We start from the raw sequence: 12,588 nt of genomic DNA on the forward strand, positions 1-12,588 counted from the left end.
CCTGGAACACATCTCTACCACCACGCTGATCGTTATCCTGATCGTCATGGTGGTCATATCCGCTTATTTCTCCGGCTCGGAAACCGGCATGATGACCTTAAACCGCTACCGGTTACGTCATCGTGCTAAACAGGGTAACCGTGCCGCCCGTCGCGTTGAAAAACTGCTCCGCAAGCCGGATCGCCTGATAAGCCTGGTGCTCATCGGCAACAACCTCGTCAACATTCTGGCCTCAGCCCTCGGCACCATCGTTGGGATGCGCCTGTACGGCAACGCCGGGGTGGCAATTGCCACCGGCGTGCTGACGTTCGTGGTGCTGGTGTTTGCCGAAGTGCTGCCGAAAACCATCGCCGCGCTTTACCCTGAGAAAGTCGCCTACCCGAGCAGCTTCCTGCTGGCACCGCTTCTGATCCTGATGATGCCGCTGGTCTGGCTTCTGAACATGGTGACGCGCGTCCTGATGCGGATGGTGGGGATCAAAGCCGATGTCACCATCAGCAGCGCGCTCAGCAAAGAGGAGCTGCGCACCATCGTGCATGAATCCCGCTCGCAGATCTCCCGACGAAATCAGGACATGCTCCTGTCGGTGCTGGATCTGGAAAAGGTGAGCGTAAATGACATCATGGTGCCGCGTAACGAAATCGTCGGTATTGACATCAATGACGACTGGAAAGCCATCGTTCGCCAGCTGACGCACTCCCCGCATGGGCGCATTGTGCTGTATCGCGACTCGCTGGATGACGCCATCAGCATGCTGCGCGTGCGCGAAGCCTACCGTCTGATGACCGAGAAAAAAGAGTTCACCAAAGAGGTGATGCTGCGCGCCGCCGACGAGATTTACTACGTGCCGGAAGGAACCCCGCTCAGCACGCAGCTGGTGAAATTCCAGCGCAACAAGAAGAAGGTCGGCCTGGTGGTCAATGAGTACGGCGATATTCAGGGGCTGGTGACGGTCGAAGATATTCTGGAAGAGATTGTAGGGGACTTTACCACGTCAATGTCACCTTCCCTCGCGGAAGAGGTCACCCCGCAAAACGACGGCTCGGTGCTGATTGACGGAAGCGCGAACATTCGCGAACTCAATAAAGCCTTTAACTGGCATTTACCGGAAGATGAGGCTCGCACGATTAACGGGATGATTCTGGAAGCGCTGGAGGAAATCCCGGCGGCGGGCACGCGGGTGCGCATTGAGCAGTACGATATTGATATCCTGGACGTGCAGGACAACATGATTAAGCAGGTGAAAGTCCTGCCCGTAAAACCCCTACGCGAAAGTATCGCTGAGTAAGGTTGTAGGCCGGGTAAGGCGAAACCGCCACCCGGCACTACGAATGGCAAATTACGCTTTCGCTTTCGCCACGGTCACCATCGCAGCGCGAATGGTACGGCCGTTCAGGGTGTAACCTTTCTGCATCACGCCCAGCACTTTACCGGCTTCCACCTCTTCTGACTCCACCATTGCAATCGCCTGGTGGACGTTTGGATCCAGCGGTACGTCGGTATCGGCAATCACTTCCACCCCAAACTTACGCACCACGTCGAGCATGGACTTCAGCGTCAGTTCGATACCTTCGATCATTGCCGCGTTGTCCGGATTCGCTTTGTCAGCCACTTCCAGCGCGCGATCGAAGCTATCAATTACCGGCAGCAGTTCGTTGACGAACTTCTCCAGCGCAAATTTATGCGCCTTCTCAACGTCCTGCTCGGTACGACGACGCAGGTTTTCCATTTCCGCCTTGATGCGCAGAACACCATCGCGTTCGCGATTCTGTGCTTCTACCAGCTGGGCTTCCAGATTCGCAATTTTTTCATCGCGCGGGTCCACCTGCTCAGCAGATGCGTCTGGCTCTACAGCCTCAACTTCATCGTGCTGTTCCGTGATAATTTCTTCAGGGGCTTGCCCCTCAGGCGTTTTCTGTTCTTTACTACTCATGAATTTCTCCGCGTTTTTCTGCATTCATCTCGCTAACTTCGCTTATTATGGGGATCAGTTTCCGGGATTCAAGGGAACAAGACAGATTGTCATCATTCATCAGGCACAAGGACCTCCAGAAAATGAATAATCATTTCAGGTGTATTGGGATCGTCGGGCATCCGCGTCACCCTACCGCACTAACGACACATGAAATGTTGTATCGCTGGTTGTGTAGCAAAGGCTATGAAGTGATGGTCGAGCAGCAAATTGCGCAGGAGCTGCAGCTGAAGAGCGTCAAAACCGGCACGCTGGCGGAAATTGGCCAACAGGCCGATCTCGCCGTGGTGGTGGGCGGCGACGGCAACATGCTCGGCGCGGCCCGCACGCTGGCGCGTTATGACATTAAGGTCATCGGCATCAACCGTGGCAATCTCGGCTTTTTGACCGATCTCGACCCGGACAATGCGCAGCAGCAGCTGGCCGACGTGCTGGAAGGCCACTATATCAGTGAGAAACGCTTTTTACTGGAAGCGCAGGTGTGCCAGCAGGACTGCCAGAAGCGCATCAGTACCGCGATTAACGAGGTGGTTCTTCACCCCGGAAAAGTGGCGCACATGATCGAGTTCGAAGTCTATATTGACGAAATCTTTGCCTTCTCCCAGCGTTCCGACGGGCTGATTATCTCCACTCCGACCGGCTCAACTGCCTACTCGCTTTCTGCCGGCGGCCCGATCCTGACGCCTTCGCTGGATGCCATCACCCTTGTGCCGATGTTTCCGCACACGCTCTCCGCCCGCCCGCTGGTCATCAACGGCGACAGCACGATACGTCTGCGCTTCTCGCACCGCCGTAACGACCTGGAGATCAGCTGCGACAGCCAGATAGCGCTGCCGATCCAGGAAGGTGAAGATGTCCTTATTCGTCGGTGTGATTATCATCTGAATCTGATTCACCCAAAAGATTACAGCTATTTCAACACATTAAGCTCGAAGCTTGGCTGGTCAAAAAAATTGTTCTGATTTTGCATCCAGTACTTTACTGTATAAAAAACCAGTTTATACTGTATGAAAACACAGTCATGGTTTTTCATACAGGAAAACAATTATGCTGGCACAACTGACCATCAGCAACTTTGCCATTGTTCGTGAGCTTGAGATCGATTTCCACAGCGGCATGACGGCGATCACCGGGGAAACCGGTGCAGGTAAATCCATTGCCATTGATGCCCTCGGCTTGTGCCTTGGCGGCCGCGCAGAAGGCGATATGGTGCGCATGGGCGCAAACCGTGCCGACCTGTGCGCCCGTTTCTCCCTGAAAGACACCCCTGCCGCCCAGCGCTGGCTGGAACAGAACCAGCTTGAAGATGGACGTGAGTGTTTACTTCGCCGCGTGATCAGCAGCGACGGTCGTTCACGTGGCTTTATCAACGGCACGGCGGTCCCGCTCTCCCAGCTTCGCGAACTCGGCCAGCTGCTTATCCAGATCCACGGTCAGCACGCGCATCAGCAACTCGTCAAACCTGAACAGCAGAAAGCGCTGCTCGATGGCTACGCGGGTGAGTACGCGCTTACTCAGCTTATGGCGGAACACTATCGCCAGTGGCATCAGAGCTGCCGTGAACTTGCCCAGCATCAGCAGCAAAGCCAGGAGCGCGCCGCACGTGCGGAGCTGCTGGCGTACCAGCTTAAAGAGCTAAACGAATTCAACCCGCAGCCGGGTGAGTTTGAGCAAATAGACGAAGAGTACAAGCGCCTGGCGAACAGCGGTCACCTGCTCTCAACCAGCCAGAATGCGCTCAACATGCTGACGGATGGCGAAGACGTGAACCTGCAGAGCCAGCTGTATAACGTCCGCCAGCTCATTACCGAACTGGTCGGCATGGACAGCAAGCTTTCAGGCGTCCTGGATATGCTGGAAGAAGCGGCGATTCAGATCTCCGAAGCCAGTGACGAACTGCGCCACTACTGTGAACGTCTGGATCTCGACCCGAACCGTCTGTTTGAGCTGGAGCAGCGCATTTCCCGTCAAATTTCACTGGCGCGCAAGCACCACGTCACGCCGGAAGAGCTGCCAGGATTCTATCAGTCTCTGCTGGAAGAACAGCAGCAGCTTGACGATCAGGCTGACTCGCAGGAGACCCTCTCTCTCGCGGTGAACCTGCATCATGAACAGGCGCTGGCGACAGCGCAAAAGCTGCATGAAATCCGTCAGCATTACGCTCAGGAGCTCAGCCAGCACATCACCGACAGCATGCACACGCTGGCGATGCCGCACGGTATCTTCACCATCGATGTTCGCTTTGAAGAGAACCACCTGACGGCAGAAGGTGCGGACCGCATCGAGTTCCGCGTCACTACCAACCCGGGGCAGCCGCTGCAGGCCATCTCCAAAGTGGCATCCGGCGGTGAACTGTCGCGTATTGCACTGGCGATTCAGGTGATTACCGCGCGTAAAATGGAAACCCCGGCGCTGATTTTCGATGAAGTGGATGTCGGCATCAGCGGCCCAACGGCGGCGGTGGTAGGCAAACTGCTGCGCCAGCTAGGCGAATCAACGCAGGTGATGTGTGTGACTCACCTGCCGCAGGTCGCGGGCTGTGGTCATCATCACTTTATCGTCAGCAAAGAAACCGACGGCGAAATGACCGAAACGCACATGAAGCCGCTAGATAAACGTGCGCGTCTGCAGGAGCTGGCACGCCTGCTCGGCGGCAGCGAAGTCACACGTAACACGCTTGCGAACGCGAAAGAACTGCTGGCGGCATAAACTTTTTCGGGATCTCAGAGTCATACAGAACAACAAAAACGCCGCCAGACCGGTTTCAAAGTGGGGCAAGGTCTATTATCATCGGCATATTACATATGAGCCGCGTTCTGCTCGGGCCCGAAAAGGAATCAAATCACTATGCGTTGTAAAATGCTGACCGCTGCCGCAGCGGTTCTTCTGATGTTGACCGCAGGCTGTTCCACTCTGGAGAAAGTGGTTTACCGTCCTGACATCAACCAGGGGAACTACCTTACCCCTAACGATGTGTCCAAAATCCGTGTGGGGATGACACAACAGCAGGTCGCTTATGCACTGGGAACCCCGATGATGTCCGATCCGTTCGGCACTAACACCTGGTTCTATGTATTCCGTCAGAAGCCGGGCCACGAAGATGCGACCCAGCAGACCCTGACGCTGACCTTCAGCAGCGCCGGTGTGTTGACAAATATCGACAACAAGCCTGCCCTGACCAAATAATCAGAAGTCAGAAATGCAAAAAGGTGCTCATTGAGCACCTTTTTTGTTTTTCTTTTATCCCCTCGCCCCTTTGGGGAGAGGGTCAGGGTGAGGGGAAAACACACTACTTACCCGATTTCTCCGCACGCTGACGTCGCAGCTCTTTCGGGTCAGCAATCAGCGGGCGATAAATCTCAACCCGGTCGCCCTCTTTCAGCACATCACCCAGCTTCACCGGACGGCTATAAATCCCGACCTTATTTTTCGCCAGGTCGATATCGCTGCGAAGTTCGAGGATGCCGGACGCGCGGATAGCCGCCTCAACGGTTGCCCCCTCTTCCAGCGTCACGCGCTGCAGATACTGCTTCTCCGGCAGCGCGTAAACCACTTCTACAGCAATCTTATGCAACACTGTAGACCTCTTTGGCGCGGGTGGTGAACGCCTGAACCATATTGGAAGCCAGCTCTTTAAAGATGCGGCCAAACGCCAGCTCAATCAGCTTATTGGTAAATTCAAAGTCCAGCTGGAACTCGATGCGACAGGCGTCAGCGCTCAGCGGCGTAAACTTCCAGCCCCCCATAAGGGTTTTAAACGGACCATCCACCAGATGCATCAAAATACTCTGATTGCTGGTCAGCGTATTGCGGGTGGTGAACGTCTTGCTGATCCCCGCTTTGGAGACATCCACCGCCGCGGTCATCTGCGTCGGGCCGGACTCCAGAACGCGGCTCCCAGTGCATCCCGGAATAAATTCTGGATAAGACTGAACATCGTTCACTAACTGATACATTTGTTCCGCGCTGTAAGGCACAAGCGCAGTACGGCTAATCTGAGGCATAGCATTTCCCATGGTCACACAACGGACAAATAATAACATTTATCACCTGTTAAAAAAACGCTAAGCCTCATCTCGTGCTAAGATAGCGCGTTAGACCTCACAGGACGCAATGAGGTGACTTTTTGAAATCAGATTACCGACGGCTTTACGACACTTATGACGAAGAAAAAAGCACATAAACCAGGCTCGGCGACCATTGCGCTCAACAAGCGTGCTCGCCACGAGTATTTCATTGAAGAAGAATTCGAAGCTGGCCTTGCGTTGCAGGGCTGGGAAGTAAAATCGCTTCGCGCCGGGAAAGCCAACATCGGCGATAGTTACGTGATCCTGAAAGATGGCGAAGCCTTCCTGTTCGGCGCGAACTTTACGCCGCTGACCGTCGCCTCCTCGCACTACGTGTGTGACCCAACGCGCACCCGCAAGCTGCTGCTGAACAAGCGTGAGCTGGAATCCCTCTACGGACGCATTAACCGTGAAGGTTTCACCGTGGTCGCCCTGTCGCTTTACTGGAAAAACGCCTGGTGCAAAGTGAAAGTTGGCGTCGCGAAGGGTAAAAAACAGCACGACAAACGTACTGACCTGAAAGAGCGCGAGTGGCAGTTGGATAAAGCGCGCATCATGAAAAACGCAGGACGTTGATTCTGCACACTTATTGTACTATTCAATAAGTTAGCGTTCCGGGCTGGTATCCAGGAAGTGAAATCTGGTATACTTAGCTCAACACTATTGGGGCTGATTCTGGATTCGACGGGATTTGCGAAACCCAAGGTGCATGCCGAGGGGCGGTTTGCCTCGTTAAAAGCCGCAAAAAAATAGTCGCAAACGACGAAAACTACGCTTTAGCAGCTTAATAACCTGCTCTGAGCCCTCTCTCCCTAGCTTCCGCTCTTAAGACGGGGATCAAAGAGAGGTCAAACCCAAAAGAGATCGCGTGGAAGCCCTGCCTGGGGTTGAAGCGTTAAAACTAATCAGGCTAGTTCGTTAGTGGCGTGTCTGTCCGCAGCTGGCGTGCGAATGTAAAGACAAACTAAGCATGTAGTACCGAGGATGTAGAAATTTCGGACGCGGGTTCAACTCCCGCCAGCTCCACCAAAATTCTCCATCGGTGATTACCAGAGTCATCCGATGAAGTCCTAAGAGCCCGCACGGCGCAAGCCCTGCGGGCTTTTTTGTGTCTGCAATTTGTCCCGCGAAGTCTGATGCTAACTAATTAAATCCGAACCTTTTAGGCCCATTGATAGGCCCAACGAAATGCTCTATTGTTTTCGTTGGGCCTAAACTCATGGAGACTCCCCATGGCAAGAAAAACCAAGCCGTTAACCGATACGGAAATCAAAGCCGCCAAACCTAAAGATGCCGATTACCAGTTGTATGATGGTGACGGACTTACTCTGTTAATCAAGTCCAGTGGTAGTAAGCTCTGGCAATTCCGTTACTATAGACCTCTAACCAAGCAGCGAACCAAACAGAGCTTTGGTGCCTACCCTGCCGTCTCACTTTCTGATGCGCGTAAACTCAGAGCTGAATCTCGAGTTTTGTTGGCGAAAGACATTGATCCTCAGGAACATCAGAAAGAACAGTTAAGAAATTCTCAAGAGGCTAAAACCAACACTTTCCTGGTAGTTGCCGAGCGTTGGTGGAATGTGAAGAAAGCCTGCGTAACAGAAGACTATGCCGACGATATCTGGCGCTCACTTGAGAGAGATATTTTTCCAGTAATCGGTGATATCAGTGTCACTGAGATTAAGGCTCATACTCTGGTTAAAGCAGTGCAGCCGGTTCAGGCCAGAGGCGCATTAGAGACAGTCCGACGCCTTTGTCAGCGTATTAACGAAGTCATGATTTATGCGCAGAACACAGGTCTGATTGATGCGGTTCCCAGCGTAAACATCGGGAAAGCATTCGAGAAACCGCAAAAGAAAAACATGCCCAGCATCCGCCCGGATCAACTTCCACAGCTAATGCAGACTATGCGTACGGCAAGTATCAGCCTGTCCACACGATGCCTGTTCATGTGGCAGCTTCTCACCATTACCCGCCCTGCCGAAGCTGCTGAGGCTAGATGGGATGAGATCGATTTTGATGCTAACGAATGGAAAATTCCTGCAGCTCGAATGAAGATGAACCGGGACCATACGGTTCCACTATCAGATGAGGCTCTCTCTATTCTGGAAATGATGAAGTCACTTAGCGGAAACCGGGAGTTTATCTTCCCCAGTCGTATAAAGCCAAGTAAGCCTATGAACAGTCAAACGGTAAATGCTGCGCTCAAACGTGCCGGATTTAGTGGTATGCTCGTCTCACATGGATTGCGTTCTATAGCCAGCACCGCCCTCAATGAACAAGGATTTCCCCCAGATGTTATTGAAGCCGCACTTGCACATGTAGATAAAAACGAGGTACGTCGCGCCTATAACCGTAGTGATTATATTGAACAACGTCGCCCAATGATGCAGTGGTGGGCTGATTTTATTAAAACAGCAGATAGCAGAAGCATTATTGATGGTGGTAATAAGGAGTTGCGCCTTGTTGGGTAACCCCTTCATAAGAAATTATATTAACAGGCATTATCATTTTTATTTCGTCACAACAGTGTCAAACGCGGCTTTGATCACCTTATCATTTCTTGACCAGTCATAAATCCTTCTGCGCATTTGTTCCCAGGGCGCGTAATACTTTAGCCTTCTCCCTTTACTGACTGAGTCCAGTTTACGCTGTTCATCGTCCATAAATTTATTAATATCATTTTCAAGAGAATCAATAGCCGATGTTTTACTTTTCCAGCCACCTTCCGGCATCTTTTCTTTAAGGAGTTCAACAATCTTCAATTTTAGCGGTGCATAATTTCCTGCCCGACTTTTCCCGCCAGATTGTGCGGCCCTGGTTAAGTTTTCTTTCTTTTTCTCTATTTCTTCATGTATCATCAGAACATCACACCCACCCATCCACATATTCATGAGTTCCAGAGCATCAAATAAATATTTGAGACAAACAGACTGTTCTTTCTCCTCAGCAGAATGACTTTTATACATCCCCCACCCATGGCATATTAAAGCCAGGCGCAAGTAAATATCGACATCTATGTTTTTAAGGTCAAAGTTTTTTTTAAACAAATCTTGGAATGTTAGTTTTCTTCTGTTATCACTAACATAGTTATCCATTTTAAGTTGGGTAAAACTAATCACTGTATTCTTAAAAGTACGTCGATGGACTCGCTTATCTTCTTTAATCTCTCCGTCATTGTCTATAAGTTCCCCATCTTTATTGATTCTCTTTCCCTCATAATTTACAAGCTCACGTTTTTCATTGATATACGCGCCGTCAGAGTTTGTTCGCTTTCCGTTATTACTGATATATAGCCCATTTACATAATCCTCAACAACTCTTTCAGCATCTTTACGATACTCTTCCAGGGTTGATTCAGAGATATACCCGGAAGCTGCCACCGCCTTTGAACGTTCATCATACTTCTTGCTTAACACTTCGACCAAAAAATTAAATTCATTATTTTTCATGCGATTACCAAAAAGTGAATGTGAAGTGCCTACATTAAAAAAATACTTAAGGCACATGGATTTTCACAAAAGTCATGCTGCTGTACCTTCTGCACATCCCCTGAACTACAGCGAGAATTCATTATGACTACACAACCAATTACCATCCTTCGTTTGCCCGGTGTTCTGAAGAGAATCGGTATCGCCCGCTCCACTGTTTACGACTGGATGAACCCGAGATCTCCCCGTTACGATCCAACATTCCCCAGACCGGTCAGACTGGGCCAAAAATCTGTCGGCTGGCGCGAGTCTGATTTAGATCACTGGTTATCATCCCGCAACCTTCATAATGTACACTGAAAACAGGGATCCCTGGCGCATAAGCATCAGGGATCTTTGATTTAATTCAAATTAATCAGACAAGTCAACGCTGCATTATAATCAGCAAAAACGAGCCTGTTATGTGGCAAGTACTGTTACCTGTTGACACCATCAATGACCCCCCATCCTTTTGTTGATACTTGCGCCCCACGAAAGATACCCTGCTGGAATTTTTGTCTGTAACCTCTTACCTGTACCACCGACGAAGTTTGTGCGAGAGTAAGAACGGTTACATGCACATATTAATACGGAAGTATCCCTGCTGTTTCCTGCTACTGGTAGCAGGAAACAGCAGCCAGTCATTCATTAAAAAATCAACTACCGGTGAATCCTGATGAGTTGCTGAATACTCCCGTTTGTATTCCTGATCTTAAACATAGAAATATTCCCATGTTCCTCAAGTAGCTTCAGAGCCCGGTTCAGACGTGCACCATCCCTGAGCTGGTACGGAGCGTAACGCCTGACCTGTGTTTTAGCCACTTCGATACATATACCTGTTTGGTTTAATGGCCCCTGCAATAGCCATTGATAGAGGATCCTGGCATCCTCTTCACCTTTGTCCATCCGTACCGTCAACACCTTAACCACCTGGATATAATAATACTTAATAACAGGGATAATATTTTCCAGTACTATACGCTCTATTTCATCACCTTCCATTTTAAGAAAGAAATGAATCAGCGCTGCCAGTCTGGCTGTATTCTCCGGCACTTTAGAGAGTATTCCGGCCAGGGCATTATGCTTGCTTTTATCTGCCACGATCTGATTTTCAACTTCACGCTGAAATTCAGAAAACAATTTTTCAGCATCAGGAGAAAAACGAAGTATCTTCGGCGATACGTTGCTGATAGTTAACTCCAGTAACTCACTTATTCGTTGATGGAATTCTTCCAGATACTGACCATCGCATTTCGCTTCTGAGGATGTCTGACGCATCCCCTGCGTTGTTGTAGTCACTGACCACAGGCATCTGGCAAAAAAACCATTACCCATTGCCCGTTCACCCCGCTTTTTGATAAAGCTGTTCAACTCATTTAACTGCGTCAGGATAAGAATGATAAAACGACTGTCATCAATCACCAGACGGTGGTTTTTTCGCTCCACGTCGAAGGGAACACCATCCCACAATTGATTAAATAAAGGGGAGTTGTTCATCGCCCTTCCGTTTAGCACACCACCACCTTCATCAGATACCAGCCCGGCGGAACCAATGTTTTCTGACAGTCCTTTGACGATGGCTTCATGCGTTGCGTCGTTGTAAATCAGCTTAGGTAACCTGGGTGATTCCGGTTTTTCAAGATAATGTTCCCGTAGTCTTTCCCGCTCACGGGTACTGTCCACTCCTTTTTTTTCATTCTTTCTGATGATGCTAAGTATCGATTTATTGATTTCCTGCCAGGCCAGTAAGTCCGCCTCGTACACCCTGACCTTTTCGGAGTAGGCTTTCAGTGCCTGTTTTTCAAACTCCAGTATGGGTTTCATTACCAGGTTGAAAACTGCCGTTTTTCGTTCCCCTGATTCTGCGATAATCACGTTATACAAAGAGACAGGGCTTCTTCTTCCATCCTTATGCTGAAAGGTCACCAGTGCCTGAGATGCCAGTGACATAGCACTCAGACATGTACCCATGATCAACTCGACAGGGGCCTGCGTTATGTCAGTGATATCCTGTGCAACGTCTCTAAGACCCTTGGGAAAATGTTGTGAGGGATATTCATTGTTAGCAATTGTGTTATACATAAAAACTCCTGAACAAAATATCGACACAAATAGCGTCAGGAGCAACTTACATTCTGCTTTTAATTTTGAAAATACCTCAGACCAGAATTAGCTTGCATTAGACTTATTTAGTTTAATAATTTACAAATAGATCTCCACTATATTTCCATTCACTTCTGACTGCAGCCGAAGTTACGAGCCCCATCTCCACTTTGTTTCTGTCTGTTCTTAATCAGATAATCGATTCTCTCTGCAATAGTCTCATAGAAATCATCCATTCCGGACTCTTCAAGGCCGCTTTTATAGAGTTTATATACTGGATTCCTCGGGATATGAACCAGGCGACGATACCGGATATTATCCAGCCCTGTGGCGCTTAACCAGGCATCAGCAACCATGGTATAAAAACTACCGCTATCTGTTTCGAAGGCTTTCACATAGCAGACTGTATCCAGGTTAACGAGAAGACAAATATGATAATGCTTTCCCCCGACTTTATTGAACTCCCTCACCCAAAGGTACCTCAGTTCGGAGTTATGGACCCTCACACCACGCTCCGCTCTTTTCTTCAGATATACCGGAAACTTTTCATTCAGTGATTTAAAGAACCGGGTGATCACCTCCGTATCATCTCTATAAACTACATTTCCTAGGGGGAAACGCAGATCAAAGCGTATCAGCGCTGTTCTTGGATGTGCGTTTAGTGCTTTTGTCAGGGTTTGCTTTATCCGCTTTTGCTGATAGCCGTCACTTTCCCCATACAGGGTATTTATTCTTACTCTTGGCTTTACGGGTTTCACTGCCGTCTCCTGAGATAATCACACAGATATGGGTTACTGAGTGATATCTATTGTTCAGTGTGGATATTATGAGAGAGTAATTAATGATTTGAGCGTATTGCTCTCCAGAGTTTTCGAATGACATGACTATCTGGCTTTAGTAATATTAATCATATTAAGTCTGGTTAATTGATTTGATGCTCAGTAGTATTACTAATTAGTAATAATCACTTAATAAG

At 49.6% G+C, this 12,588-nt stretch carries 13 protein-coding genes and 1 other RNA gene; 8 read left to right on the plus strand and 6 right to left on the minus strand.

The features are described 5' to 3' along the window. The first annotated feature begins 1 nt into the window (after nt 1). Nucleotides 2–1,288, plus strand: a complete 1,287-nt coding sequence (locus tag UTM25_RS19020; protein ID WP_032665125.1) for an HlyC/CorC family transporter — start codon at nt 2–4, stop codon at nt 1,286–1,288. A gap of 51 nt (nt 1,289–1,339) precedes the next feature. Here UTM25_RS19020 and grpE read toward each other — a convergent pair whose 3' ends face one another. Further along, nucleotides 1,340–1,933, minus strand: a complete 594-nt coding sequence (grpE, locus tag UTM25_RS19025; RefSeq protein WP_320715185.1) for a nucleotide exchange factor GrpE — start codon at nt 1,931–1,933, stop codon at nt 1,340–1,342. 122 nt (nt 1,934–2,055) lie between these two features. Here grpE and nadK point away from each other — a divergent pair, with 122 nt between their 5' ends. The 3 genes from nadK to bamE all read left to right on the plus strand — a co-directional run bounded on the left by nadK (nt 2,056) and on the right by bamE (nt 5,158). Continuing rightward, a complete protein-coding gene (gene nadK / locus UTM25_RS19030; protein WP_008502500.1) occupies nt 2,056–2,934 on the plus strand; it encodes an NAD(+) kinase in 879 nt (292 codons plus the stop codon). An 85-nt stretch (nt 2,935–3,019) separates the two neighbouring features. After that, a complete protein-coding gene (recN, locus tag UTM25_RS19035) occupies nt 3,020–4,681 on the plus strand; it encodes a DNA repair protein RecN (protein WP_194401902.1) in 1,662 nt (553 codons plus the stop codon). Nucleotides 4,682–4,819: 138 nt separating this feature from the next. Then, nucleotides 4,820–5,158: an outer membrane protein assembly factor BamE gene (bamE, locus tag UTM25_RS19040; protein ID WP_008502502.1), complete on the plus strand. Its 339-nt coding sequence runs from the start codon at nt 4,820–4,822 to the stop codon at nt 5,156–5,158. 103 nt (nt 5,159–5,261) lie between these two features. Here the strand turns inward: bamE and UTM25_RS19045 are convergent, their stop codons facing one another. Beyond that, on the minus strand, nt 5,262–5,549 hold the full coding sequence (locus UTM25_RS19045; RefSeq protein WP_194401903.1) for an RnfH family protein: 288 nt from the start codon (nt 5,547–5,549) through the stop codon (nt 5,262–5,264). Next, the gene (locus UTM25_RS19050; protein ID WP_024908332.1) at nt 5,539–5,976 is read right to left on the minus strand and encodes a type II toxin-antitoxin system RatA family toxin; all 438 of its coding nucleotides are present in this window, start codon (nt 5,974–5,976) and stop codon (nt 5,539–5,541) included. The genes UTM25_RS19045 and UTM25_RS19050 overlap by 11 nt, the downstream gene beginning before the upstream one ends. A 156-nt stretch (nt 5,977–6,132) precedes the next feature. Between UTM25_RS19050 and smpB the strand changes: the two genes are divergently transcribed. From smpB to UTM25_RS19065, 3 genes are all read left to right on the plus strand, one after another. Next, complete coding sequence (smpB, locus tag UTM25_RS19055; RefSeq protein WP_008502505.1) at nt 6,133–6,615, plus strand: SsrA-binding protein SmpB; 483 nt, start codon at nt 6,133–6,135, stop codon at nt 6,613–6,615. An 89-nt stretch (nt 6,616–6,704) separates the two neighbouring features. After that, nucleotides 6,705–7,068: a transfer-messenger RNA gene (ssrA, locus tag UTM25_RS19060) on the plus strand. Between the two features lie 203 nt (nt 7,069–7,271). Beyond that, nucleotides 7,272–8,513: an integrase gene (locus tag UTM25_RS19065; protein ID WP_320715188.1), complete on the plus strand. Its 1,242-nt coding sequence runs from the start codon at nt 7,272–7,274 to the stop codon at nt 8,511–8,513. A gap of 39 nt (nt 8,514–8,552) precedes the next feature. Here UTM25_RS19065 and UTM25_RS19070 read toward each other — a convergent pair whose 3' ends face one another. Then, nucleotides 8,553–9,491: a hypothetical protein gene (locus tag UTM25_RS19070; protein WP_320711502.1), complete on the minus strand. Its 939-nt coding sequence runs from the start codon at nt 9,489–9,491 to the stop codon at nt 8,553–8,555. Nucleotides 9,492–9,614: 123 nt separating this feature from the next. On the opposite strand from UTM25_RS19070, the gene UTM25_RS19075 reads away from it, so the two are divergent. Next, nucleotides 9,615–9,830 (plus strand): helix-turn-helix transcriptional regulator, encoded by a 216-nt coding sequence (locus UTM25_RS19075; RefSeq protein WP_318155230.1) that lies wholly within the window; start codon nt 9,615–9,617, stop codon nt 9,828–9,830. A 339-nt stretch (nt 9,831–10,169) separates the two neighbouring features. Here UTM25_RS19075 and UTM25_RS19080 read toward each other — a convergent pair whose 3' ends face one another. Next, a complete protein-coding gene (locus UTM25_RS19080; protein WP_318155229.1) occupies nt 10,170–11,591 on the minus strand; it encodes a YfjI family protein in 1,422 nt (473 codons plus the stop codon). A gap of 149 nt (nt 11,592–11,740) precedes the next feature. After that, nucleotides 11,741–12,370: an inovirus Gp2 family protein gene (locus tag UTM25_RS19085; RefSeq protein ID WP_318155228.1), complete on the minus strand. Its 630-nt coding sequence runs from the start codon at nt 12,368–12,370 to the stop codon at nt 11,741–11,743. Nucleotides 12,371–12,588: the final 218 nt, after the last annotated feature.

Origin of the sequence: Enterobacter sp. 61D5, assembly GCF_034107965.1 — a bacterium.
GTDB lineage: Bacteria > Pseudomonadota > Gammaproteobacteria > Enterobacterales > Enterobacteriaceae > Enterobacter > Enterobacter cloacae_M.